Here is a 24,598-nt window from a genome sequence, read left to right on the forward strand (position 1 = left end):
AGAGACGCGCTTTTTTTGTGTCGCGGGTCGCGGTCTAACCCCCATTCAGGGCAGACACTTCATGGCCCGCAGTGTCCGTGTAAGCGCTTCGTCCGTCGATGTATGCGGCTCTTCTCCCAGAAAGCCAACGAGCTTGGCATTGTCGAGACGCATAGACCGCTTCCAGAGATAAGCAATTTCCGTCACCTCCCGAAAAAACGGCACGACCGGAGACAAGAGCCGCACGGCCCACCAGGGAAATCCGCGTCTTTGCAAGTGTGGCTGCCCGCTCACTTTGGCCAGATGCCGCACAAGCTCATCGCCCGGATCAAACCAGTGCCCCTGCATGTGAAATACTTCGAAAGCATCAAGGTCGGACCGCCGTACAACCAGACGCAACGCAGTCTCCGCGAAATCCGGCAGATACGTCCATGTGTGCCCGACACCTGATTTTCCAGGATAGCGAACGGAGCGCACTGGCTTTCCCGGGGGCACCACAAGCTGAGAAAACCACGAATTGCCAACGTGGGACCCAAAGAAATCTCCCGCCCGCACGATGATCACCTGAACACCTTCTTCTTTCTCAGCGACATCTCGCAGACGCTTTTCCAGAGCAATGCGGATCTTGCCCTTACGACTATCAGCACTCTGCCGTGTGTCTTCACTTAGAAGCGGGCCATCCTCTGCTGCGAAATTATACAGCGTTCCGGGAAAGACGATGGTGGCACCGTTTTGTCGAGCCGCCGCGATCGTGCTTTCCAGCATGACAGGCACAACCTCAGGCCAATTGCGATATCCCGGCGGATTGACGCCATGAAAGATGACGTCCACGCCGTCCGCTGCGCGCACAACGCTCTCCCTCTCCATCGCGTCGCCACGAAGCCACGTTACTTGCGGCAGCAACGCTTGCCCGGCCTCCGGTCTCCGACTAAGAGCGCGCACCGCCCAGCCCTCAGCCAGAAAGCGTTGTGCCATCGCATGCCCACTGCCCCCAGTCGCCCCCAATATCAAAGCCGTTTTCGATCCCATGTCAGTCCCCCTTCTGTGTCGATGACATCGAGACCGTGACAGAGCTGCGACCTAAAAAGAATTCCAATAATCTCGATCTCTGCTATACGAAAATAGATGAGCACACTCGCCCCTACCTGGGATCACTACCGCTCCTTTCTTGCGGTTCTGAAGGAAGGCAGCCTGTCCGCGGCGGCCAGAACGCTGGGTCTGACCCAGCCGACGGTTGCCCGACATATCGATCAGTTACAGGACGCTCTCGGAAACGTCAGCCTTTTCACCCGCTCCCCGCGCGGCTTGGAGCCAACCTCTGTCGCGCAACGTCTGGCACCTCACGCCCGGGCCATGGCAGAGGCAGAACAGGCCTTGGTGCGCACCGCAAGCAGCGATCCTCAAACCATGCAGGGAACGGTTCGTCTGTCCGTCAGCGACGTCATCGGTGCGGAAATTCTGCCGGCCATGATCCGCCGCTTTCAGGAACTCCACCCCGAGATTTATTTTGAAGTTTCGCTGTCTAACCGCACGGCGGATCTCTTGTTGCGAGAAGCCGACATCGCCGTGCGCATGACACAGCCACGTCAAAAGGCTCTTGTCACGCGTCACGCCGGATCAATTCCTTTGGCATTTTACGGCCATGAAGACTATCTGGCATCCCACGGCACGCCAAACAGTCTCGCGGACCTGGCCCATCACAAGGTGATCGGATTTGATCGCGATCACTCCTCGGCCAAAGCGCTTGGTGATATCGGCATTCCACTCACAGCCGCCCTGTTCAGCTATCGCACCGACAGCCAGATCGCTCAAGTTGCTGCCGTGCGCGCCGGGTGTGGTATTGGCATCTGCCAACGCCCGATTGGCGACGCAGCCCCTGCGCTCAAACGCATTCTGGAAGACGTCTTTGACGTACCCATGAACGTCTGGATCACCATGCACGAGGACCTGAAGCACGACGCGCGCATGCGCGCTGTCTTTGACCATCTGCATCAGGAATTCAGCCACTACTGCAAGTAACCACTGAACGGCCGTAGTGCCGCCTTGCGTTAACCATTTTCTCGACAAATTGCAAAAAATAGCCAACAAAAGTTAACAACTCAGCAGATTTCACAGGATCTGGCATGCAGGTTGCGGCGTTGATGTCAGGTACGGAACAGCCCGTACCGTTCTGGCACACGTAGAGGCGAAACCGTTGCGAGTTGAACCAATCAAGGCTCTAGTCTGTACCGATACGAACCGGCACTCCCGCTCAGATGATGAGCGACCCCGGCAGCGCCGCCGTCATGCCTTCTCAGCAGACACGGTCATTCTCGAGGGCCGACTTGAAGAAGAGCACACGGTCTACCTGGCCCGCTACCGGCCAAATTCAACGTTTCTAGCCCACCTGATTGCAACGCGCGACGGCGATCCGCAAACTCGCAACAAACGTCGCATCGACCAACAGACCGGCGTCGACACCTACCGCGAGACCGCATCTCGCCCGCGCCAGCGCGCCGCCGGACACGTCATCTCGCGAGAGTACTGAGAGCAAAAGAGGCAACAACGGTGATGAGCTGGGTCGTCGCCGCAGAGATCGCATTGCCAGCCTCAATAACCGCCCGCCTGACCATCCTTGCGTGGGTCGGAGCCCCCGATGAGCCGACCACCTTTGCGATCCACCTGAATGGCCTGCCCGCCACCAATGGGGGATGGCGCACGGCGCACCTCGTGCCCAAGCCGCCGCAACCCCTCAACGGAAGTGTCGGGAACGCCGCCTTCGACATCCACCCGGTGCGTTTTCAGATCGAAGAAAACGCGCGGGCAATCAATCGCCTCCTGCACATCCATGCCATAGTCAACGATGTTCGAAATCAGATGCGCATGGCCGCAGGCCTGATAGTGGCCTCCCATAACACCAAAAGAAAGCCACGGCTTGCCGTCGATCAGGCCCATCGCCGGGATGATGGTATGCAGAGGCCGCTTTCCCCCTGCGACCGAATTGACATGGCCGGGCTTTGCCTCGAACACCAGTCCCCGATTGTGCAACAGCAGGCCGGACTTTGGCGTGGCAATACCTGTGCCGAACGCGCCGAAAATCGAGTTGATCAACGACACGCATAGACCATCCTTGTCAACGACTGTCAGATAGACGGTGTCCGTTTGCGGTGCCATTTCAATACGCGGAGCCGTTGCCAGGCGCTCGGTATGAGAAAACTGACCGGCAAGCTGATCCAGATAAGTCGGATCCAGAAGCTGTACAACACCGACATCCATGTGTTTAGGATCGCTCAAAAAGCGGGACCTGGCCGCATAGGCGATACGAGCCGCTTCGACCTCCAGATGCAGTCGCTCGGCGGAAAGAGGGCCATGGGCAGCGACATCAAAGCGCTCCAAAAGCCCCAGGATCATGAGTGCGATAATCCCCTGTCCGTTGGGCGGCAGTTCGGCGATGGTATATCCACGATAGTCGCGCGTTACCGGACAAACTGCCGTAGTCCGGCAAGCCGCCAGATCGGCCAGGGTCATCACGCCGCCCTGCTTTGTGATCGTGGCAACGATATCCTTCGCAATTGCACCGGTATAAAAGCCTTCGGCTCCGTACTCGGCAACGGTTTTCAATGTTTCAGCCAGAAGCGGAAACCGCATGACATCGCCAACTTGTGGGGCGCTGCCGTCTTTCAGATATATCCGCGCAGCGACAGGATCAGCCTTCAGTTTGGCAATGTTTTCCGGCAGCGCCCAATCGCGCGCAACGCGAGGGGCCACCAGAAACCCATCCTCTGCATAAGAAATCGCTCTTGTGAACAGGGATGAGAACGGCTTGGAACCATGTGCTTTATGCAAGGTTTCCAAGGCTCGCACAGCACCTAGGCACTGTCACCGCATGTACCGAGTCGCCGGCGATTTCGTCGATGCCCTGCTGGGCCAGAAACTCAGGCGTCAATGCCATGGGCGCAGCGCCGGACCCGTTGAATCCCTCCATTTCCCCAGTCGGCTCGCAAATGATGGCGAAACAGTCACCACCAAGACCCGTCATCTGAGGCTCAACCACACATTGCACGCTCACAGCCGCCAAGGCAGCATCGACAGCGTTGCCGCCCGCCTGCAACACTTCCAGCGCAGCACTTGTCGCCAGCGGATGCGACGTGGCGGCCATCGCCTCACGCGCATAGACCGGCGAGCGGCCCGGCCTTTCGAAGTCTCTGCTCACCTTGACAGTTCTCCAAGTCAATCTTCCGATCCGGCAGACTGCACACCCCTGACACGTCACCGCTCAAAGACGGCATGACCGATCTTCTGCGAGAAACGCGGGGGACACATCAGTCCTGCGCCTCAGGCCCGCGCATCTGACAGACTTGAAATCAGGATTTCTCGGACAGGGCGTTGATCTTCTCCTGCATGTCCGCCAATTGGCGCTTCATGTCAGAGAGGTCGTCATTGGTGGCTGGCGCCTGAGGCTGCTGTTGGGATGTTTGCCCTGCGGCGCCAGCCGATCCGGCTGGAAATGGCATGAACATGCCCATCGCCCGCTCAAACATTTCGGCGTTGCGCTTGACCTGCTCCTCAATGGCATCCAGTGCCGTTGCGCCAAAGGCATCGCTCATCTGAGCGCGCAATTTATCCTGTTCCTGCGTCAGAGACGTCATGGAATATTGCAGAAGCTGGGAACCAGCCCTTGCATGCTATCGCCATAAAAACGGATCAATTGTCGCAGGAACGTGACCGGCAGCAAATTCTGCCCCTTACCTTCCTGCTCAAAGATGATCTGCGTCAGGACCGATCGCGTAATCTCATCGCCGGACTTTGCGTCAAAGACAACGAAGTCCTCCTCCCCCTTCACCATGACTGCCAGATCTTCAAGCGTCACATAGGTGCTGGTTCCGGTGTTGTACAAACGCCGGTTCGCGTATTTCTTGATAACTATTGGTTTATTGGTCTTTGCCATTCACGTCTTCCATTTTCAGGAACCTCGCGGCAAGGTCCGTTTGACAACGCTCATCCTCCAACGTTGCCGGTTCCTCCAGCCCTCAGACTAGCCATGACAGGCACGTGACGCCAGAATTTTCTACCACGCGGACAACAAAGATCTTTTTGAACACATTCGATCGCCAGATTCACTTTCAGGCCGCTGGACCAGAAAGCGGATCAATGCAATGCGGTTGACTTCACCTTTCGCAACCGCTCTAGTTTCAAATGCAGGATGCTTAATGGTTACTGAACAGGTGGCTGGATTTGAGAGGATCTTGCTGGAGGAAAGCAGTCGGAGTCTATGATGAGTAATTCAAAAGATATTGTCATCGTCAGTGCCCTCAGAACCGCCGTTGGCAGCTTCAACGGAAGTCTGGCAAGTGTCGCCGCGCATGATTTGGGCGCGACGGTCATGAAGGCCGTTCTGGAGCAGACAGGCGTTTCCGGGTCCGAGGTTGATGAAGTCGTCTTCGGCCAGGTTCTCACAGCCGGTCAAGGGCAGAACCCGGCGCGGCAGGCAAGCATTGCCGCCGGACTTTCCGAAAACACAACCGCATGGACGCTGAACCAGGTGTGCGGCTCCGGCCTGCGCACCGTGGCCATTGCCGCCCAGCAGATCATGTGCGGCGACGCCACCATCATGATGGCTGGCGGTCAGGAAAACATGTCGCTCTCGCCGCATTGCGCGCATATGCGCTCCGGCTACAAGATGGGCGACTTCAAGATGATCGACACGATGATCAAGGATGGTCTCTGGGATGCCTTCAACGGCTATCACATGGGCCAGACTGCTGAGAACGTCGCCGACAAGTGGGAGATCAACCGCGACCAGCAGGATACCTTCGCTGTCGCCTCTCAGAACAAAGCCGAGAGCGCCCAGAAAGCTGGCAAATTCAAGGACGAAATCGTTCCTGTGACCATCAAGGGACGCAAGGGGGATACCATCGTCTCCGAAGACGAATACATCCGCCACGGCGCAACGCTTGAAAGCCTTGCCAAACTGCGTCCCGCCTTCAACAAGGAAGGCTCCGTAACCGCGGGCAACGCCTCGGGCATCAACGACGGCGCTGCGGCCATCCTTGTCATGACCGCAGAAGAAGCCGAAAAGCGCGGTCTCAAGCCACTGGCCCGCATCGCCTCCTGGGCGACCGCCGGTGTCGACCCCGCCGTCATGGGGTCCGGGCCAATTCCGGCCTCACGCAAGGCGCTCGAAAAAGCAGGCTGGACTGTCAACGACCTCGATCTCATCGAGGCCAATGAAGCTTTTGCCGCGCAGGCTTGCGCCGTGAACAAGGACCTGGGTTGGAACACCGACATCGTCAACGTCAATGGCGGTGCCATTGCCATCGGCCACCCCATCGGTGCATCGGGTGCCCGCATTCTCACGACCCTGCTGCATGAAATGGGCCGTCGCGACGCGAAGAAAGGCCTCGCCACACTGTGCATCGGCGGTGGCATGGGCGTTGCCATGTGCCTGGAGCGTTAATGCCCCGCAGCCAACGCATGTGGACCAAGGCATCTTCAAAGATAATCTGCTCCACGTGAAGACGTGCGGCGCCGTGTGAAAACCACGGCGTCCTTCCGACAAATATTACAAACCCCGGAGCAATCCAGGGAAAGGTCAGTTCAGTTTTGGGAGGATAGTATGGCGAAGGTAGCTCTTGTAACGGGGGGAACGCGCGGCATTGGGCGGGCAATCTCCATCGCCCTGCAAGATGCAGGATATGCAGTGGCCGCAACCTATGCAGGCAATCAGGAAAAGGCTGAGGCCTTCCATGAGGAAACCGGCATCCACGTTTACAAATGGGACGTGTCTGATCCGGACGACTGCGCAGACGGCATAGCCTCCGTCGAAAGAGACTTGGGTCCGGTAGAGGTGCTGGTCAACAATGCCGGGATCACCCGCGATTCCATGTTTCACAAGATGACATTCGATCAGTGGCGCGAAGTGATGTCGACCAATCTGGATTCGATGTTCACCATGACCCAGCCGGTTCTTGGAGGAATGCGTAGCCGAGGCAGCGGTCGGATCATTAACATCTCGTCGATCAACGGACAGAAAGGCCAGTTCGGTCAAGCCAACTACTCCGCCGCCAAGGCGGGCGTCATCGGTTTTACCAAGGCGCTGGCACAGGAAAGTGCCTTCAAGGGCATCACCGTCAATGCGATCTGCCCAGGCTACATCAATACCGAAATGGTTGCAGTGATGCCGGAAAAGGTTCTGCAGTCCATTGTCGAAGATATTCCCATGCGCCGTCTTGGCAAGCCGGAGGAAGTCGCCGAGAGCGTCGTGTTCCTGGCGTCCGATGCCGCAGCCTTTATGACGGGCGCGGTCATGACCATGAACGGCGGCCAATACATCGCCAATGGCTGATTCGACGCCCGCTGATTTGATGAAAATATTCAGCGTGATGAGCCTGCGAAACACCCTTTCCTTGCAAAGCTTCACTTGACCTTGCAGGGGAAGGGCCTCTATCTCCGAGAAGAGGCGCAATGCCTCTGCCCCTGTGCAATCGGAGTAGGACGCTGATGGAATTCGAACGAGATCCGAACGACCCCGCCAGAGCCGAGCTCTCCCCCGTGATGAAGCTGGTGCTTGAACTGGGCCCTCTGGGCGTCTTCTTCCTGTTCAACGCTCGTGGCGAACAGATCGCCGACCTGTTTCCAGCCCTCGCCGTTCTCGGCAAGCCGATCTTCATGGCGACGGCCGCTTTTATGGTGGCCATTGCCTTGTCGCTGGCAGTGTCACTGTGGCTGACACGACGCCTGCCCGTCATGCCGCTGGTGACAGGCGTTGTCGTGCTGATCTTCGGCGCCCTGACCCTGTGGCTGCACGACGACATCTTCATTAAGCTGAAGCCAACCATCGTCAATTGCCTGTTCGGTGGAACACTTCTAGGCGGTCTTCTGTTCGGCAAATCATTTCTGGGCTACGTCTTCGATAGCGCCTTCAGCCTGACGGAAGAAGGTTGGCGCATTTTGACGTTGCGCTGGGGCATCTTCTTCTTCGTTCTCGCCATCCTGAACGAAGTTGTCTGGCGCAATTTCTCGACTGATACCTGGGTCAACTTCAAGGTCTTCGGCATCATGCCGATCACCATCGTCTTCACCCTGTCTCAGTTGCCGCTCATCCAACGCCATGCTCTGAACGATGAAACTCCAGACAACCAAGAGGGTTGATGCCCCCCTATCGTCAGAAAAGATCTAAATCTTGAAAACATCCGCGCGCGGCAGGTGGCTCAAAAAGCCTGTCACGCGCGGTTTTCTTTGCAGCAGTGTGTCTCTCGGCCCCCACGTTTTCCTCAATCACCATGCCCGAACGACACATCACGACGCGCACCGGTGATGGAAATCGAGAATCCTGCGATCACGTCGATCAGTGAAATCGCCATCAGGACGAAAAACAGCGACGTTGCGGCCGCAGGCCACACCAGAAACTCAACACAGGTAAAGCACGAAAACCAGCACTGACAGGATATGATCCGTCAAGGCTGCCGAGCCGATGCGCGTTGCCTTGAGGATCTCAAAGAACAGCAGTAACAGCGCAAAAGTGATCACCAGATCCGCCAGCTTAAGCTCGAAGACTGCGCCAGAGACCATCGGCAACGTGAACAATTCACTCTGAAACGACGCGTCGGATCCCCCCAGAAGTGCAAGTGCATTGTAGATCAGAAACGGGATCACGGTGAGCGGCAGGGCAGCAAAAACTCTCATGGAAGTATCCTCAGACAAACAGACAGCCCCCACGCGGGACGGAGACGGCTGCGAAAAAATCACTCTACCCGTAAACCCGTTGCATCGCAGTCCGTTTCCTCGCCCCCGGCCGTTTCTGCGGAAAGGCGTCGAAATCACACAGCAGACAAAGAAAAAGGCCAACCCTTTCGGATTGGCCTTGATCTGAGTGCCTAACGGCGACCTGACCTCAAACGTCTTCTTTCGGGGTCAGGATTTGACGGCCCCGGTACATGCCGGTCTTCAGATCAACGTGATGCGGACGACGCAGTTCGCCCGAATCCTTGTCTTCAACGTAAGTCGGCTGTTTCAGGGCGTCCGCAGAACGGCGAAAACCGCGCTTCATGCGCGAGGTTTTTCTCTTCGGAACGGCCATTTTGTATTCTCCGTGGTCATATGTCGCGCGGCCCGGACCGGGATAGCCCGGGGCGTGGCATCACGCAGCATGTTTGAATGGGCGGCGTTATACAGGCAACGCACAGCTTTTGCCAGCCCAAGGGGTGAATTTTCTTGACCCCACCTCCTAGAGATAAAAATCGGCTGCGTCAAGGATTGATAACACACTTGAAAATCGGCCCCGCGCCGCGGACCCTCGCCATATTCGTGCGCGTCAAACTGCGCTGATTGGCTGTGGGTTTTGTTGGATTACGCTCAATCGGATTGGGCAAAGAGGTCGCAAGCCGCGATGACTGAAGTCGCGTCAGGTCTTTGGCAGGCCGTTTGAACCAGTGCTTCGCCGCAGCTTCCGCCCCAAACACACCATCCGGGCCCCACTCCGCAATATTAAGATAGATCTCCATGATCCGGCGCTTGGTCAGAACCGCATCAATCAGCAGCGCCAACGGCAATTCCAGAACCTTGCGCATATAACTGCGCCCATCCCACAGAAACAGGTTCTTGGCCACCTGCATGGTCAGCGTACTGGCCCCGCGCGGACGGCCATCATCCTTCACCAGCACGTCAATTTGGCGGCCCAGCGCGTCCCAGGCCACACCATCATGCTGACAAAAGCCGCTGTCTTCCGAGGTAATGACGGATTTTATGAGGTTTGGCGAAATATCATCGATAGACCGCCAATGCCGATCCACCGGCTGCAATTGTACATAACGCACCAACATCAAGGTGCTGACCGGTGGCACAATGGCATAAATGATGGTGAGACAGATCGGCAGCACAACCAGAGCAAGAAGAAACCGCAGAGCATAAACCCTCAGTCGCCCGGGGAATATCCAGTCGAACCTCGTCTTCATGTTGCGATTGCGGTTTTTACGGCCCGCTCCCCGTGAAGCATGCAGTGTTCCGTTTCCGATAAGTTGTTTTCATCCAGCAGGAGACAAAGGACAAATGACGGCAACGACAAAACCTGCAAAGCCCGCCATGGAAATGAGATTTAGCCCGTCATCAAACGTCTGGCATGATGATCATCAACACGAAACACACCTGCCCCTGAAACGTTAACGTCACAGAGACCAGAAAGTTTCACCGCGTCGTCAACCCAGACAAGAAATCTGACCTGACGGCGCGGCACAAAATGGAAGCAGACTTATTCAGCAGCTTCTTCGTGTTCAGGCCGCTGCGTGAACGCCTTTTCCTCAAGCGCATTGGCGATGGCATCATCCTTGTCACCACGAATGACGCGCTCGTTGTCGGTAATAAAATCACGCGTCAACGGAACGGCATCACGTGTGCGCGCCAGCATGACCTGAGCCACCATCATAACGCCGTGCAGGAAGGTCATTTCCACACCGGCGAGGTAGAACTCCCACATGCGGCAGAAGCGCTCGTCATAAAGCTTGGCCGCTTTATCCCATTGCGCTTCAAACCGCAGGCGCCAGTCGCGGATCGTGTAGTAGTAGTGCAACCGCAGCATTTCGCAGTCGGCGCTCCACAGGTCCTAGTTCTCGATGGCACGGAAGGTTTCCGACAGCGATGGACAATACCCACCCGGGAAGATGTATTTCAGCACAAAGGGGCCGGTCATGCCGGGAGGCGACATACGCACGATCGAATGGATCATGGCAAAGCCGTCCGGTGTCAGACATTCCCGGACCTTGCCGAAGTAGGTTTCAGGCTGCGTTGGCCAACGTGTTCCATCATGCCGACAGACACAACCCGATCAAACTCGCCCTTGAACTCGCGGTAGTCCTGCGCCACGAACCGGACGCGATCCTGGAGACCTTTTTCCGCAACCCGCTTTTCTGCGATGGCAATCTGCTCACCGGAAACATTAAGCGAGGTCACATCGGCCCCCGCCTCACCCATGCGAATTGCAAGAGATCCCCAGCCACCACCAATTTCAAGAACACGCATGCCGGGTTTCAGATCGAGCTTGGCCACGATGTGGTCAAGCTTGGCGTCTTGTGCCTGCTCTAGGGTGTAGTCTGGCGACTTGTAATACGCACAGCTGTAATTCAGGCCTTCATCGAGAAACAGACGATAAAGCTCGGTCGACAGGTCATAGTGATGTTGAACCTGCTGCTTCGTCTTGGAGACAGCGAACTTTTCGTTGAGACCGCCGATCTTGTCAAAGATGCGCCCCAACTGTTCCTGCAGTTTAGCCAATCCCAGCGGCGCCGGATTGATGAAGAAAAGCTCGATAAAGTCAACGCACGTTGAGCCTTCTTCCAAAGTCAGCGTTCCGTCCATATAGGCCTCGGCAACGGCCAACTCAGGATTGAAGAGAATCTTACGGTGCAACGCACTGTCATGAACTCGAATGGTCACGGTTGGGCCATTCAAACCCGTCCCGAATTCGGAAAATGTTCCGTCTGCGTCGTATAGTCGCAACTTCCCGTTTTTCACGCTGTTTGATAAGAGGCGAGAAAGTGTACTCATCTGGACTGCTCCTTATTTTTGAATATGTTAAAATATTGTCAGCACATTTATCAATATGAACCTTCAAATTCGTGTGACGTTGCATCACCACTTGACGAGGTGAGGTTTTTCGGTACCACCCTCAACACCGCACCTGCACAAAATATTGGAGAATCAGAGGCGTGACCGCCTTTGACCCCTCCTGAAAATTGAGGCCACCGTGAATTCTCCTTTTGAGACCCGTCTGAAAGATCAAGCAAATCGCACCGAAGCGGCGCTGACCCGATTGCTTGACAGCGCCCTGGAAGAGGGAGAGCAGGCTCGCCCCGAGCGCCTCTTGCAGGCCATGCGGCATGCAGCGTTAGGCGGCGGAAAACGTCTGCGACCCGTGCTGCTTCATGAAACAGCGGCCTTGTTCGGGCGCACCGACGATGGTGTTGTGCAAGCTGGGGCCGCACTGGAGCTGATCCATTGCTATTCGCTGGTCCATGACGATCTGCCTGCAATGGATGACGACGACCTGCGCCGTGGCCAGCCGACCGTGCATAAGGCGTATGACGAAGCGACCGCCATTCTGGCCGGTGACGCTCTGCTCACGCTGGCTTTCGACGTGATTGCTGCGCCGGAAGTTCACAACAGCGCCGAAGTACGGCTGACCCTGTCGCGCGACCTCGCACGCGCTGCCGGGATCGGCGGCATGGCAGGCGGACAGATGCTGGATCTTGAATCTGAAAACCGTGCCCGCAGCGAACCTGAAATCAGAAAACTGCAATCCATGAAAACAGGCGCACTGTTGCGCTATGCCTGTCGTGCCGGAGCTTTGGTTGGCAATACATCCCCACAGGATCTGAATACCATGACCCGTTTCGGCGAGGTCATCGGTTTGGCCTTCCAGCTCGCCGACGATCTTCTGGATGTGTTTTCAACCCCGGAAGCGCTTGGCAAGGCAACCGGCAAGGATGCTGACGCGGGCAAGGCAACTCTGGTGAGGCTGCTGGGCGTTGAAACCACCCACACCGAACTGAACAACCTGCTGGCAGAAGCCCGCGCACTGCTCGCCCCCTATGGTGCGAAGGCACAGACGCTTATGGACATCGCGGACTATATCGTTCAGCGCGACCGCTAAAGACAAAAGGCGGCGGCGCTACCAGATGCCGCGCCACCGCCTGAACTCGGCTATCCCGGCAAGAAACCCGGATTTTTAGCGGTGCGTTCGACCACGTCCGAAGTCCGGGGCATCGGTTTCCTGCCCCGCTGCCACAATGGAGCGGCGAATACTGCGCGTGCGCGTGAAGAGATCGAACAGCTGCTCGCCGTCGCCCCAACGAATTGCCCGCTGCAAGGCCGACAGATCTTCCGAGAAACGCGCCAGCATTTCCAGAATGGCATCCTTGTTGTTCAGACACACATCCCGCCACATCGTTGGGTCCGAAGCAGCCAGTCGGGTAAAGTCACGAAAGCCCGAGGCAGAATATTTGATGACTTCGGACTGTGTCACCATTTCAAGATCATCGGCCGTGCCCACAATGTTGTAGGCAATCAGGTGCGGCAGATGCGACACAATCGCCAAAACCTTATCGTGATGATCTGCATCCATCAGATCGACATTCGCCCCGGCCTCTTCCCAGAAGCGCGTGAAGGTCTTGAGCGCAGCTTCATCACAAGCCCCTTCTTCCGGAGTCAGAATGCACCAGCGATTGTCAAACAACGTGGCGAAACCGGCATCCGGACCGGATTGCTCCGTTCCGGCAATCGGGTGTCCGGGAATGAAGTGAACCCCGTCCGGCACATGCGGACGAACTTGTGCGATGACAGAACCCTTGGTGGAGCCCACGTCGGACAAAATGGCACCGGGACGCAAATGCGCTGAAATCTGTTCTGCGACCGCCCCGTTGGCACCAACCGGCACACACAGAATAACAAGATCCGCTCCTTCAACCGCCTCGCCTGCGTCAAGATAATATCGGTCCGCCAGCTCAAGCTCTTCGGCACGCTTCAGCGTGTCAGGAGAGCGGGTGGAGACGACAATTTCCTTGGCAAGCCCACGCTCGCGCACAACGCGAGCAAGAGACGATCCGATAAGCCCGATCCCAATGAGGGTCAGGCGTTCAAAAAGCGGGTCTTTCATGAGATCAACAAAACTTTCCTCAAGCTAGAAATTCGCGCAGGAGCGAGACGACCGTCTCATTCGCCTCTTGCGAGCCGATGGACATGCGCAGCGCATTCGGCAGACCATAATTGCCGACCTGACGCAAGACACATCCACGCTCCAGCAAGAACGCATCCGCTTCCGACGCAGACTTGCCCGGATCGTCCGGGAAATGGATAAGAATGAAATTACATACGCTGGGCGTGACCGTCAGACCAAGCTTTTCCAATTCGCCGGTCACCCACGGCAACCACTGATCGTTGTGATCAATGGCCTTTTCCGTAAAGCTCCGGTCCTGGACAGCCTCAACAGCCGCAGCAATGCCAACGCCTGAAACATTGAAAGGGCCACGGACACGATTGAGAATGTCAATGACATGCGCCGGACCAAAACACCAGCCGACCCGCAGGTTGGCCAGACCGTAGATCTTGGAGAAGGTACGGGCCATGACGACATTATCGGACGACCCGGCCAACTCGACACCACTTTCATAGTCGTTCTTGCGCACATATTCCGCATACGCCGCATCCAGAACAAGCAGTACATGCTTGGGCAGTCCTGCATGCAAACGCCGCACTTCGTCAAACGGCAGATAGGTGCCGGTGGGGTTGTTCGGATTGGCCAGAAAGACGATTCTGGTGCGCGCGGTCACTCGCTCCAGAATAGCATCGACATCGGTGGTGAGGTTTTTCTCAGGCGCAATGACCGGCGTTGCCCCTGCCGCACGGATCGCGATGTCATACATCAGAAAGCCATGCTCACTATAGATCGCCTCGTCCTCAGGCCCCAGATAGGCTTGCGCCAGCAGCGACAAGATTTCATCCGACCCCGCACCGCAGACGATGCGGTCCGGATTGAGGCCATAGACCTCGGCAATTGCCCCACGCAGTTTCGAAGCCGAAGGATCGGGGTAAAGTTCAAGCGCCTGCAAGGCACTGGCAACAGCGGCAATAGCCTTTGGGCTGGCACCAAGCGGCGTTTCATTAGACGACAGCTTGAAGCGCGTAACACCTCCCGCACCGGAAGATTTCCCAAGGCACATAAGCGGCAATATCCAGCACACCGGCTCTTGGCTGCGGACGCACCACAGCCAAATCGGCTGCATCATTTGCTTGAACTTCACTCATTCTTCAGGCTCCAAACCGCAGGCCATCCCACAGGCATGGCTGCACCATCTCTCTTGCCTTCGCACATTCCGGGCGCGCGCAATCACGATTTTCCAAACCGGAGAGCAATCCTGCGCAAGCGTTCCCGACCGGGAGACCCCACCCTTTTGACGAACGAAAGGCGGTTCGGTTTCGTGCACCAAAATCAGCCGTCTGGCAACCATTTCCACTTGCCGACCGCCCGATACAGACCCGTTCCACCGACGCATCCACCGCCTGAACTTTTGCGATCGCAGGGAGGCTGCCGCGTGAGAGAGCCTTCTATCGCAGGTTCAGAATGAAAAGAAAGATTGACACCAGTCCCAAGTCTTCACTAGGTCGAAGAGCCAGTGCCAACAGATCGTACCAAAAACACAGGATCGCAGTGGTTACGCGCGCGAAAGATTGACCTGCAAGGGTGTAGCCCACAAGAGACAAAAGACCAAAGCCCATGGCAGATGCCCCCTCCGTGACCCCATCCAGCGCAATTCCCCTTCAGGAGGCCAACCGCCCCAGCAGCAAGCTCGCGACCTTTGGACCAGAAACCCCGCTTGAGCTTGACTGTGGCCAGACGCTGACCAGCTGGCAGATCGCCTACGAAACGTATGGCGAACTGAATGCCGACAAAAGCAATGCCATTCTGGTATGCCACGCGCTGACCGGCGATCAGTATGTCGCCTCGATAAACCCCATCACCGGCAAAACCGGTTGGTGGTCCTTGATGGTTGGCCCCGGGCGTCCGATTGATACGGATCAGTATTTTGTCATCTGCGCCAATGTTCTGGGGGGCTGTCAGGGCACGACAGGGCCAGCCACGATCAATCCGGAAACAGGTCACTATTACGGCCTTGAAATGCCAGTTGTGACGATCCGTGACATGGTGCGTGCGCAAGCCAAGCTAGTGGATCACTTTGGCATCGACACGCTGTTTGCCGTTGTCGGCGGCTCCATGGGCGGCATGCAAGTGCTGCAATGGGCAGTTACCTATCCTGAGCGTGTTTTTGCAGCCGTGCCGATTGCCACCGGCGCGCGACACTCATCGCAGAACATTGCCTTCCATGAAGTTGGCCGTCAGGCAATCATGGCTGATCCGCACTGGGTCAATGGCGACTATATTGCTCAGGAGTTACGCCCCACCAAGGGTCTGGCCGTTGCCCGCATGACTGCACATATCACCTATATGTCGGACGAATCCTTGCAGCATAAATTTGGCCGCAAGCTGCAAGACCGCAGCGACCTGACGTTCGGCTTCGATGCAGATTTTCAGGTCGAGAGCTACTTGCGCCATCAGGGCATGACCTTTGTCGACCGCTTCGATGCCAACTCTTATCTGTATGTCACACGCGCCATGGATTATTTTGACCTCGGCAAGGAACATGGCTCACTGCCACTGGCCTTTCAGGGAACCAAAACCCGCTTCTGTATCATGTCCTTTACGTCTGACTGGCTGTTTCCCACCAGTGAGAGCCGCCTTGTGGTCAAGGCCCTGAACGCGGCAGCAGCCAACGTGTCCTTTGTCGAAGTGGAAAGCGATCGCGGCCATGATGCTTTCTTGTTGAACGTACCGGAAATGTTCTCCACCATTCGCGGTTTCATGACCGGAGCCGCCATCGCGCGCGGTATTCCCGGTCCGGGAGGGAGCGTCTGACATGACCACTGACGTCAATCTGAATTTCAGCGGCACGGCTCTGCGCGGTGATCACCACGTCATGGCGCAGCTTGTACCGGAAGGCTCTCGCGTATTGGACATCGGCTGCGGTGACGGAGCACTGCTCGGCCTCTTAGCCGAAACCCGTGGCGTCGACGGTCGCGGCATTGAACTCTCCCAGGCAGGCGTGAACAAATGCGTCGCACGTGGTCTCTCGGTGATCCAAGGCAATGCCGACACGGATCTGGCAGACTATCCCGAGCAGGCTTTCGACGTGGTCATCATGAGCCAGACATTGCAGGCGACACGAGAGCCGGACAAGGTGTTGGGCCAACTCGTGCGCATCGGCAAGACAGTAATCATCTCGATCCCGAACTTCGCGCATTGGCGCAACCGGGCACAGCTTTTGATGCGCGGCCGCATGCCCGTGACCAAATATCTGGCCTATGAATGGTACGATACGCCCAACATTCATTTCTGTTCGCTGCGAGATTTCATGCAACTCTGCCATCAGAAAAATGCGGACATCGCTGAGTTTTTCCCGCTGACCGCCTCTGGCGACAAGATCGCGTTCCCGGCTCCCCTGGCGATCTGGAATCTCTTGGCCGAGCAAGCGGTTTTCGTGCTCAAACGCGCGTCTTGATCCGGACCTTTGCCGCACGGTAAGGCTTGATGCCAGCCGTTGGTGCACCTTCTGGAACGAACAGAGGCCGCAGAACCCTCAGGCCTTTTTTCTCATCCTTGGCCGGAATGCCCCGAAACAGCTTCTTTTCTGCCTCCACCAGCAGCAGTCCGCTGAAGGCAGGCCACAGACGGCGCCCCACCCCTTCCCAGGTTCGGGCCGACCCAAGAATGAAATTGCGATGCAGCGGTGGCAGAAACAGCGCATCGTCCTGAGCGGTAACCTCAAAAGAGGCACTGCGCAAAACGGCTCGTAACTGCGACCCGGAATAGGGCCGCCCATAGCCAAAGGGTGAAATTTCCGATTGCGCCCAAAGCCCGCGCCGGTTTGGCACGATGACGATCATCCGTCCGTGCCGGCGTCAAAACCCGCCAGAGTTCCTCCAGCAACGCACGCGAATCCGCCGTATGCTCCAATGCATGCACCACGATCACGCGGTCGAAAAAGGAATCCGAAAACGGCAGCTGCGTATCCTGTACCAGCGTCGCCGCATTGTCGCGCTCGCGCGGCCAGCCGACAGCACCCTGCTGCGCGGGCATTGCGGCGATACAGCGCTCGGCATTGCCCATGTAAGGCCGCATGAAAGGCCCGGCATAGCCAAACCCGAGCAGGCTTTCACCTTTGATATCAGGCCATAGGGTGCGCACCCGTCCGCCAACGAGAACCCGCATCAGCCGTCCGAGCGGCAGATCGTAAAACGTTCGCAAATCGGCAACGTCAAGATACATGCAAAATCCGCTTCACGCTGGCGGGATCCATTTGTCATCCCTATGTTGAGCACGGTCAGACATAGTGCCTGCGCACTGCCCCCCTGTCACCTTCACCGCATTTTGCATTTGCCGGGAATCCAAAGGAAAGACACATGCCGACAGCCGAAAACTTCGAAGTCCGTCACTTCACCTGTCTCTCCGACAACTTCGGTCTTCTCATCCATATGAAAGACACGGACACCACCATCGCCATCGACGTGCCCGAAGCGTCTCCCTATCTTGCGGTTCTGGAAGAGACAGGCTGGAAGCTAACGCATATTCTGGTGACGCACCATCATCATGATCATATCGGCGGGCTGGCCGACCTCAAGACGCGCACCGGTGCAACCGTGATCGGACCGGCACGCGACCGCCAGAAAATCGCGACACTCGACAGCTTTGTCGAGGGAGACGATTCCGTCCTTCTGGGCGAAGTGGAAGCCAGAGCACTTTACACACCGGGCCACACGGTCGACCATATCAGCTGGTATCTCAAAGAGCTGAAAATAGCCCATACCGGGGACTGCCTGTTTTCCGCTGGCTGCGGTCGTCTTTTGGAAGGTGATGCCGAAATGATGTGGGCCTCGCTGAATGATCTGAAAGAGCAGCTCCCTGACGACACAACGATTTACTGCGGCCACGAATATACGCAGGCCAATATCAAGTTCGCTCTCACCATCGAGCCGGATAATGAAGCACTGAAACAGCGGGCCGAAGAGGTTGATGTCCTGCGAGCCGATGGCAAGCCGACACTGCCCACTACAATGAAGCAAGAGCTGGCGACCAATCCGTTTCTCCGCGCCAGTGAAACCTCCGTCAAGGCCGCACTCGGGATGAACGATAAATCCGACGCGGATGTCTTTGCAGAACTCCGCAAGCGCAAGGACAATGCTTAACCGACCGCACTTTCTTCTGAGGCTCAACCAATGACAGAGACCCACCCTTCAACGGGGACCACGGCAATGCCGGTCCCCATGAGCGCGGATGACGTGATCCATCGCCTCGACCTGGCTCCACACCCGGAGGGTGGGTTCTTTCGGGAAACGTTCCGCGACAGTGCGACAGATGCGAGTGGGCGCGCCCACTCGACGATCATCTATTTCCTGCTGCCCGGCGGGGTCACCTCGCGCTGGCACCGTGTGGATGCAGTCGAAGCCTTGGCATTGGTATGCAGGCGCGCCGCTGGAATTGTCCATCAGCGAAGACGGCACATCGGCTCAGGCGCTTCGTCTGGGGTCCAATCTTGCATCCGGAGACCGCCCGCAAGCCATCGTGCCCCGGCACGGCTGGCAACAGGCCAAAAGCCTTGGCGACTGGACGCTGGTGGGCTGCACCGTTGCGCCTGCTTTCGAGTTTGCAGGGTTCGAAATGGCCCCGACTGATTGGGAGCCGGGAGCCTGAACGGCAGTCTGTGAATAAGGCGTCAAGCGCGCCCGGCAATCGCGTCGGCGAAATCCTTGGCTGAGAAAGGCTCAAGATCCTCAACGCCTTCGCCAACGCCGATAAAATGCACTGGTAGATTATACTTGGCTGCAATCGCCACAAGAATGCCACCCCGCGCCGTGCCATCCAGCTTGGTCATCACCAGGCCCGTGACGCCAGCAACACGCCCGAAAATCTCAACCTGATTAAGCGCGTTCTGTCCCGTGGTCGCATCCAGTGTCAAAAGCACATCATGCGGTGCATCCGGATCATGCTTCTTGATCACGCGAATGACCTTTTCCAACTCGTCCATCAATTCGGCACGGTTCTGCAACCTCCCTGCCGTATCAATGAGAAGCACGTCAACGCCCTTTTCCTTGGCTTCTTTCATTGCGTCGAAGGCAAGACCCGCCGCATCGGCACCGGTTGGTCGCGAAACGACATGCGCGCCCGTACGGTCGCCCCAGATCTTGAGCTGCTCAACGGCTGCGGCACGAAATGTATCGCCCGCCGCCAACATGACAGACTTGCCTTCACGCGCCAGTTTCTGAGACAGCTTGCCAATTGTCGTTGTCTTGCCCGTGCCATTCACACCAACCATCAAAACGACATGCGGCTTGTGCCCTTTGTCGAGATCAAGCGGCAGAGCAACGGGCTGCAAAACCCGCTCAACTTCTTCAGACAAAATGGCGCGCACTTCTTCCGGGGCAATTTCCTTGTCATACCGACCTTTCGAAACGCGATCAGTGATAGCCACCGCTGTATCGAGGCCCAGGTCGGCCTGAATAAGCACGTCTTCCAGATCCTCCACCATGGAAGCATCCAGCTTGCGCTTGGTGAAGATCGACGAGATTCCATCCGTTAGCGCGGAAGACGAGCGGGACAGACCAGCCCTGAGCCGCTGAAACCAGCTCAGACGCGGCGTCGCGTCCACCGTTTCCGGCGCAAATGCAGGAACCGAAACAACGGCATCATCAAGACGGTCGGTCTCCGGCGCAAGAAGCGAAGAGTCTGGAATAACCGGCTGCGTCGACGGCACCGGTTCGACCGGCTCAGTCACGGCGGCAGGTTCATCACCCAACACCGGAGCGACCGTCGCAGCAGAAGCGCTAACCTCCGCCTTGCGTTCCTCTTCCTGCTCGTCGGTCTCTGTTGCTTTGCGCTCCGACTTGTCTTTTTCTTCTTCCTCTTCCGCCTCTTCATAGGCGTCAGGCTCCTCAACGGCGACGTCTGGCGGAACCTTAAAGGGCTCCCCCTTCTCGCCGCCATCGTCCTGCGAGGTCTCGTGGGCAGCCTGGATTTCATCCACCACAGACGGTTCATCAGCCGCCGGCGTATCAATGACCGGCGCATCCGTTGACGGCTCACCTTCGGTCTGCTCGAGACCCCGTGTCTCGGTCTCCTGCTCGCCGTCGGCCTCCTTGCCACCAAAGAGACGTCCGAAGAACCCGCGCTTTTTATCGCTCATGAAACTGCCTTGTCGCCCTTATACGGGAAAATAGAGTGCCTTGCTCAGGCTTGGTTCGTCACAACATCTCCAAGAAGATGTCGCCCTGTGTGCCCCGTGATGAGAACCTGAATAATCTCGCCCGGTTCGCCGCCTGCAATTTCCGTCTGGGTAAATTGCTCAGTCCGTCCCAGACCCTGCTTTTCGATCAGGATAGGCCGGACGTTGCCGACTTCACCTGCCAGATGCGCGGTGAGAACCTCTTCTCCCTTGGCGCGCAGTCGGGCGCCGCGCTCTTTGACCAGCCCGCGGTCCAGCTGTGGCATCCGCGCGGCTGGCGTGCCGGGGCGAGCCGAAAACGGGAAGACGTGCAGATGTGTCAGGCCGCATTCATCAACGATGCGCAGCGAGTTCTGGAACATCTCTTCCGTTTCAGTCGGAAAGCCAGCGATAATATCCGCTCCGAACACCACATCCGGGCGCATACGACGCACATCCTCGCAAAAGCGGATCGTGTCGGCACGCAGGTGACGGCGCTTCATCCGCTTCAGGATCATGTCATCGCCCGCCTGCAACGACAGGTGAAAATGTGGCATCAGCCGTTCATCCTCTGCAATCACCCGCATCAGATCGTCGTCTGCTTCGATGGAATCGATGGATGACAAACGCAGGCGCTTCAGATCAGGCACCATTTTCAGGATTTTCGCCGTCAACGTGCCAAGCTTCGGCGTGCCGGGGAGATCCGCGCCATAAGAGGTGATGTCAACGCCGGTCAGCACGATTTCATTGTAGCCATTGTCGACCAGACGCTTGATCTGATCGATCACAACACCCATTGGCACCGAGCGTGAGTTGCCCCGACCATAGGGAATAATGCAAAATGTGCAGCGGTGATCACAGCCGTTTTGAACCTGAACGAAGGCACGAGCCCGGCCCTCCAGGCCATCGATCAGGTGGCCTGCGGTCTCTTCGACACTCATGATGTCGTTGACGCGAACCTTCTCGCTCTCTTCAATCCCGAAAGCGGCCACCTGGCTCGTAGGATTTACGCTCCAGCTTCTCCGTGTTGCCAAGCACCAGATCGACTTCTTCCATCTCGGAAAACGTCGAGGCCTCGGTCTGGGCCGCGCAGCCGGTGACGATGATCCGGCTTGCCGGGTTGTCACGGCGCGCCTTACGCACCGCCTGCCGCGCCTGCCGCACGGCCTCATTGGTAACGGCGCAGGTGTTGATCAGAATGGCATTTTCAAGCCCGGCGGATTCCGCTTCGCGCTTCATCACTTCGGATTCATAGGCGTTCAGACGGCAGCCAAAGGTTAAAACATCAACGCTCATGCAGATGCCCCCAGTTCCGTGGTGCCCTCGGTACTCTCCAGTGGATCCCCTGGCTCGGTGCGTGTCCAGGCCAGCGTGTCCAGCTCGACCTCTCCTTCAAACTCAACCTGTGTCCCACCGGTCATCAGCACATGATCGTCGCTTTCGCGCCATTCAATCTTGAGCGCTCCGCCCGGCAGATGAATGGTCGAGATGCGCCCGGCCTTGCTGTCACGCGCCGCAGCAACGGCAACAGCACAGGCAGCCGTACCGCAGGCTTGTGTCAAGCCGACGCCGCGTTCCCATACCTTCACCCGAATTTCATCGTCGCCAATGATCTGAGCCAGAGAGATATTCGCAGCTTCCGGGAAAACCGGATGCAGTTCCAGCAAGGGGCCAACCCGCGCCAGATCATAGGCTTCGATGTCCTTGACCCAGAAAATCGCATGAGGGTTACCCATGTTGACAACGGCTGGTGTATGCAGGATCGGATCGTCAATCGGACCGATCTGCAATTCGATGGCGCGCGTGTCGGCAAATTCTTCAGCCAGCGGTATTTCATCCCAGCGCACACGAGGTACACCCATGTCGACCGTGACCGTACGCGGATCTTCGTTGGCAAACGCATGCAACAACCCGGCATTGGTCTGAATGGTCACGGCTTGCTTGCCGGTTTCTTCCAGCAGCAACCGACCAACACAGCGCGTGGCATTGCCGCAAGCATCCACCTGCGACCCATCCCGGTTGTGAATGCGCATGAAAGCCTCCGCGCCATAAGGCGAGCGCTCAACGGTGATCATCTGATCGAAACCGATGCCCTGTTCGCGATCGCCAAGCGAAGCAATGGCATCCGGCTTCAGCGACAACGCATCGACGCGCGCATCCCAGACCACAAAGTCATTGCCAAGGCCATTCATCTTCAAAAAAGGACGCCGCATCGTCGCGAACCCAGTCTTAGTAATTGATCGGAGTTGAAAGGCTGGCCGTCACCACGGCAGCGCAGGCTTATTCTGACACTATATGGCCGAAACAACCCGCAATTACCAGACCACAGCTTGCCGGATGCCCGTGAAGGCAAGGACTATTACCCAAGTCAGTAAACTCGCAAGGCATCTCCCGGCCCCAGTTTTTCGAGAAGACAGCGCATGTGCTTGTCAGCAATGGCGACACAGCCTTCGGTCGGTGCATAGCCCGCCCGCGCCACATGAAAAAAGATCGCACTGCCACGACCCGGCACAGCCGGGAACATGTTTTGATCCAGAACAACAATTATATCGTATAGATTGTCTGAGCGCCAAAGATGCTCATGCCCAAACGTAAACGGCAATTTAACAGGACGATTATAGCGTGGCGACAAGGGATCATCACACCACCCATCATCGGGCTCAAGCGCAGACACCGGCAATCCGGTTCTGGGCCGCAAACCGCGATCTGCGCGATAATAGACCTGCAACACCGGAAAAACGCCTATGGGCGTTGCGCCATCTCCTTCCTGCTTGCAAGATGTTGTTCCTGAACGCCCAAGGGCGCAAGGAAACTGCAAATTGCCCAGACAAATTATTCCTCGTTTCGCATCCCGCCTGAGGGATCGAACGCCCAGCACCCTCGTTATTTTCGACGAGACACCCCTTGAAGTGATCACTTTCCGCATGATTTCCGTCCATCCAGCCCGAAAAATCCCATTCTGACCTACATATCAGATGAAGAACTTGTGATTTATCATGAGGTAATTGACGTTGCACAACTTGCGGTGAACACTGATGCTCGCAAGGATTTGATCAGCGTGCATGCATAGCGCTAAGATAGACCGAAATGGCGCCAAACCGACTGAGGAGCCGACAATGACTGCCCGTACCATCCTGATTGTTGACGATGATAACGAGCTCCGTGAGGCCTTGGTCGAACAGCTATCGCTTTACGACGAATTCGCCACCATCCAAGCGGACACTGCAACCAAGGCGATCGAACGAGCAAAGCAGGGCCAAGTTGACCTGTTGCTCATGGATGTTGGCCTGCCAGACGTGGACGGTCGTGAAGCGGTGAAGCTGCTGCGCAAAAGCGGCTTCAATGCGCCGATCCTGATGTTGACCGGCCACGACGGCGACAGTGACACCATCCCGAGCCTGGAAGCCGGAGCGAACGACTATATTCCCAAGCCGTTCAAATTCTCCGTGCTGCTGGCGCGCATTCGCGCGCATTTGCGCCAGCACGAACAGAGCGAAGACGCGACCTTCACCATTGGTCCCTTCTCGTTCCGCCCAGCCGCAAAGGTGATGCAGGATTCCAATGGCGACAAGATCCGGCTGACGGAAAAGGAAACCTCAATTCTGAAGTTCCTTTATCGCGCAGGCGAAAAACCTGTCACGCGTGATGTGTTGCTGCACGAAGTGTGGGGCTACAATTCGGGTGTTACGACGCACACTCTGGAAACGCATATCTATCGTCTGCGTCAGAAGATCGAGCATGACCCGTCCAATGCGCGTCTTCTCGTGACTGAAGCTGGTGGCTACAAGCTGGTTCCGTAAACAAGGATTGCGGTTGTGCTGCAACCGCAATCTGGACCCGGC

21 protein-coding genes and 6 pseudogenes are annotated in these 24,598 nt (G+C 57.1%); 11 read left to right on the forward strand and 16 right to left on the reverse strand.

From position 1 onward, the window contains the following. Positions 1–45: 45 nt before the first annotated feature. A complete protein-coding gene (locus tag AC0L7U_RS10175) occupies positions 46–1,008 on the reverse strand; it encodes an NAD(P)H-binding protein (RefSeq protein WP_473690406.1) in 963 nt (320 codons plus the stop codon). Positions 1,009–1,104: 96 nt separating this feature from the next. Between AC0L7U_RS10175 and AC0L7U_RS10180 the strand changes: the two genes are divergently transcribed. Then, on the forward strand, positions 1,105–1,998 hold the full coding sequence (locus tag AC0L7U_RS10180) for a LysR family transcriptional regulator (RefSeq protein WP_473690408.1): 894 nt from the start codon (positions 1,105–1,107) through the stop codon (positions 1,996–1,998). 175 nt (positions 1,999–2,173) lie between these two features. Further along, complete coding sequence (locus AC0L7U_RS10185; RefSeq protein ID WP_473690410.1) at positions 2,174–2,506, forward strand: hypothetical protein; 333 nt, start codon at positions 2,174–2,176, stop codon at positions 2,504–2,506. 62 nt (positions 2,507–2,568) lie between these two features. Here AC0L7U_RS10185 and AC0L7U_RS10190 read toward each other — a convergent pair whose 3' ends face one another. The 3 genes and pseudogenes from AC0L7U_RS10190 to phaR form a co-directional block, all read right to left on the reverse strand. Continuing rightward, entirely contained in the window at positions 2,569–3,822 is a 1,254-nt protein-coding gene (locus AC0L7U_RS10190) for a gamma-glutamyltransferase family protein (RefSeq protein ID WP_473690412.1), read from the reverse strand. Further along, entirely contained in the window at positions 3,797–4,171 is a 375-nt protein-coding gene (locus AC0L7U_RS10195; RefSeq protein WP_473690414.1) for a gamma-glutamyltransferase, read from the reverse strand. Before AC0L7U_RS10195 ends, AC0L7U_RS10190 begins: the two co-directional genes overlap by 26 nt. Before the next feature lie 151 nt (positions 4,172–4,322). Next, positions 4,323–4,906: pseudogene (phaR, locus tag AC0L7U_RS10200) on the reverse strand (polyhydroxyalkanoate synthesis repressor PhaR). Between the two features lie 327 nt (positions 4,907–5,233). On the opposite strand from phaR, the gene AC0L7U_RS10205 reads away from it, so the two are divergent. The 3 genes from AC0L7U_RS10205 (at position 5,234) to AC0L7U_RS10215 (ending at position 8,109) form a co-directional block, all read left to right on the forward strand. Continuing rightward, positions 5,234–6,415, forward strand: a complete 1,182-nt coding sequence (locus tag AC0L7U_RS10205) for an acetyl-CoA C-acetyltransferase (protein ID WP_473690416.1) — start codon at positions 5,234–5,236, stop codon at positions 6,413–6,415. 159 nt (positions 6,416–6,574) lie between these two features. After that, the gene (gene phbB, locus AC0L7U_RS10210) at positions 6,575–7,303 is read left to right on the forward strand and encodes an acetoacetyl-CoA reductase (RefSeq protein ID WP_473690418.1); all 729 of its coding nucleotides are present in this window, start codon (positions 6,575–6,577) and stop codon (positions 7,301–7,303) included. Between the two features lie 155 nt (positions 7,304–7,458). Continuing rightward, complete coding sequence (locus tag AC0L7U_RS10215) at positions 7,459–8,109, forward strand: septation protein A (protein ID WP_473690420.1); 651 nt, start codon at positions 7,459–7,461, stop codon at positions 8,107–8,109. 122 nt (positions 8,110–8,231) lie between these two features. Here the strand turns inward: AC0L7U_RS10215 and AC0L7U_RS10220 are convergent. The 4 genes and pseudogenes from AC0L7U_RS10220 to AC0L7U_RS10235 all read right to left on the reverse strand — a co-directional run bounded on the left by AC0L7U_RS10220 (position 8,232) and on the right by AC0L7U_RS10235 (position 11,496). Then, positions 8,232–8,643, reverse strand: a pseudogene (locus AC0L7U_RS10220) (hypothetical protein). A 208-nt stretch (positions 8,644–8,851) separates the two neighbouring features. Further along, a complete protein-coding gene (gene rpmF, locus AC0L7U_RS10225; RefSeq protein ID WP_473690422.1) occupies positions 8,852–9,037 on the reverse strand; it encodes a 50S ribosomal protein L32 in 186 nt (61 codons plus the stop codon). A gap of 169 nt (positions 9,038–9,206) precedes the next feature. Next, positions 9,207–9,911 (reverse strand): monofunctional biosynthetic peptidoglycan transglycosylase, encoded by a 705-nt coding sequence (gene mtgA / locus AC0L7U_RS10230; RefSeq protein ID WP_473690424.1) that lies wholly within the window; start codon positions 9,909–9,911, stop codon positions 9,207–9,209. Between the two features lie 293 nt (positions 9,912–10,204). Then, positions 10,205–11,496, reverse strand: a pseudogene (locus AC0L7U_RS10235) (class I SAM-dependent methyltransferase). Positions 11,497–11,695: 199 nt separating this feature from the next. Between AC0L7U_RS10235 and AC0L7U_RS10240 the strand changes: the two are divergent. Further along, on the forward strand, positions 11,696–12,601 hold the full coding sequence (locus AC0L7U_RS10240; protein ID WP_473690426.1) for a polyprenyl synthetase family protein: 906 nt from the start codon (positions 11,696–11,698) through the stop codon (positions 12,599–12,601). A gap of 75 nt (positions 12,602–12,676) precedes the next feature. On the opposite strand, the gene AC0L7U_RS10245 is transcribed toward AC0L7U_RS10240, so the two are convergent. Both AC0L7U_RS10245 and hisC read right to left on the reverse strand, forming a co-directional pair. Then, a complete protein-coding gene (locus tag AC0L7U_RS10245; RefSeq protein ID WP_473690428.1) occupies positions 12,677–13,603 on the reverse strand; it encodes a prephenate/arogenate dehydrogenase family protein in 927 nt (308 codons plus the stop codon). A gap of 19 nt (positions 13,604–13,622) precedes the next feature. Beyond that, positions 13,623–14,751: pseudogene (gene hisC, locus AC0L7U_RS10250) on the reverse strand (histidinol-phosphate transaminase). 469 nt (positions 14,752–15,220) lie between these two features. On the opposite strand from hisC, the gene metX reads away from it, so the two are divergent. Both metX and metW read left to right on the forward strand, forming a co-directional pair. After that, the gene (metX, locus tag AC0L7U_RS10255; protein WP_473690430.1) at positions 15,221–16,417 is read left to right on the forward strand and encodes a homoserine O-acetyltransferase MetX; all 1,197 of its coding nucleotides are present in this window, start codon (positions 15,221–15,223) and stop codon (positions 16,415–16,417) included. A gap of 1 nt (position 16,418) precedes the next feature. Continuing rightward, complete coding sequence (gene metW, locus AC0L7U_RS10260) at positions 16,419–17,060, forward strand: methionine biosynthesis protein MetW (RefSeq protein ID WP_473690432.1); 642 nt, start codon at positions 16,419–16,421, stop codon at positions 17,058–17,060. Here the strand turns inward: metW and AC0L7U_RS10265 are convergent. Together AC0L7U_RS10265 and AC0L7U_RS10270 are read right to left on the reverse strand one after the other, a co-directional pair. Continuing rightward, positions 17,044–17,343, reverse strand: a complete 300-nt coding sequence (locus tag AC0L7U_RS10265) for a hypothetical protein (RefSeq protein WP_473690434.1) — start codon at positions 17,341–17,343, stop codon at positions 17,044–17,046. The two genes, metW and AC0L7U_RS10265, sit on opposite strands and share 17 nt — an antisense overlap. After that, positions 17,324–17,827 carry a methyltransferase domain-containing protein gene (locus tag AC0L7U_RS10270; protein ID WP_473690436.1) on the reverse strand — a complete coding sequence of 168 codons (504 nt, stop codon included), beginning with the start codon at positions 17,825–17,827 and terminating at the stop codon, positions 17,324–17,326. The genes AC0L7U_RS10265 and AC0L7U_RS10270 overlap by 20 nt, the downstream gene beginning before the upstream one ends. A gap of 134 nt (positions 17,828–17,961) precedes the next feature. Between AC0L7U_RS10270 and gloB the strand changes: the two genes are divergently transcribed. Continuing rightward, positions 17,962–18,744, forward strand: a complete 783-nt coding sequence (gloB, locus tag AC0L7U_RS10275; protein ID WP_473690437.1) for a hydroxyacylglutathione hydrolase — start codon at positions 17,962–17,964, stop codon at positions 18,742–18,744. 78 nt (positions 18,745–18,822) lie between these two features. Then, positions 18,823–19,249 (forward strand): annotated as a pseudogene (locus AC0L7U_RS10280) (cupin domain-containing protein). Between the two features lie 22 nt (positions 19,250–19,271). Here AC0L7U_RS10280 and ftsY read toward each other — a convergent pair. The 4 genes and pseudogenes from ftsY to AC0L7U_RS10300 form a co-directional block, all read right to left on the reverse strand. Then, on the reverse strand, positions 19,272–20,738 hold the full coding sequence (ftsY, locus tag AC0L7U_RS10285) for a signal recognition particle-docking protein FtsY (protein ID WP_473690439.1): 1,467 nt from the start codon (positions 20,736–20,738) through the stop codon (positions 19,272–19,274). 44 nt (positions 20,739–20,782) lie between these two features. Further along, positions 20,783–22,052: pseudogene (gene mtaB, locus AC0L7U_RS10290) on the reverse strand (tRNA (N(6)-L-threonylcarbamoyladenosine(37)-C(2))-methylthiotransferase MtaB). Further along, entirely contained in the window at positions 22,049–22,969 is a 921-nt protein-coding gene (dapF, locus tag AC0L7U_RS10295; RefSeq protein ID WP_473690441.1) for a diaminopimelate epimerase, read from the reverse strand. Before dapF ends, mtaB begins: the two are co-directional and overlap by 4 nt. Before the next feature lie 155 nt (positions 22,970–23,124). After that, entirely contained in the window at positions 23,125–23,574 is a 450-nt protein-coding gene (locus AC0L7U_RS10300) for a L,D-transpeptidase family protein (protein ID WP_473690443.1), read from the reverse strand. Positions 23,575–23,872: 298 nt separating this feature from the next. On the opposite strand from AC0L7U_RS10300, the gene AC0L7U_RS10305 reads away from it, so the two are divergent. Then, positions 23,873–24,556, forward strand: coding sequence for a response regulator transcription factor (locus AC0L7U_RS10305; protein ID WP_473690445.1), 684 nt, complete (start codon positions 23,873–23,875; stop codon positions 24,554–24,556). Positions 24,557–24,598: the final 42 nt, after the last annotated feature.

The organism is Roseibium sp. 10G30-5 (genome assembly GCF_055809635.1).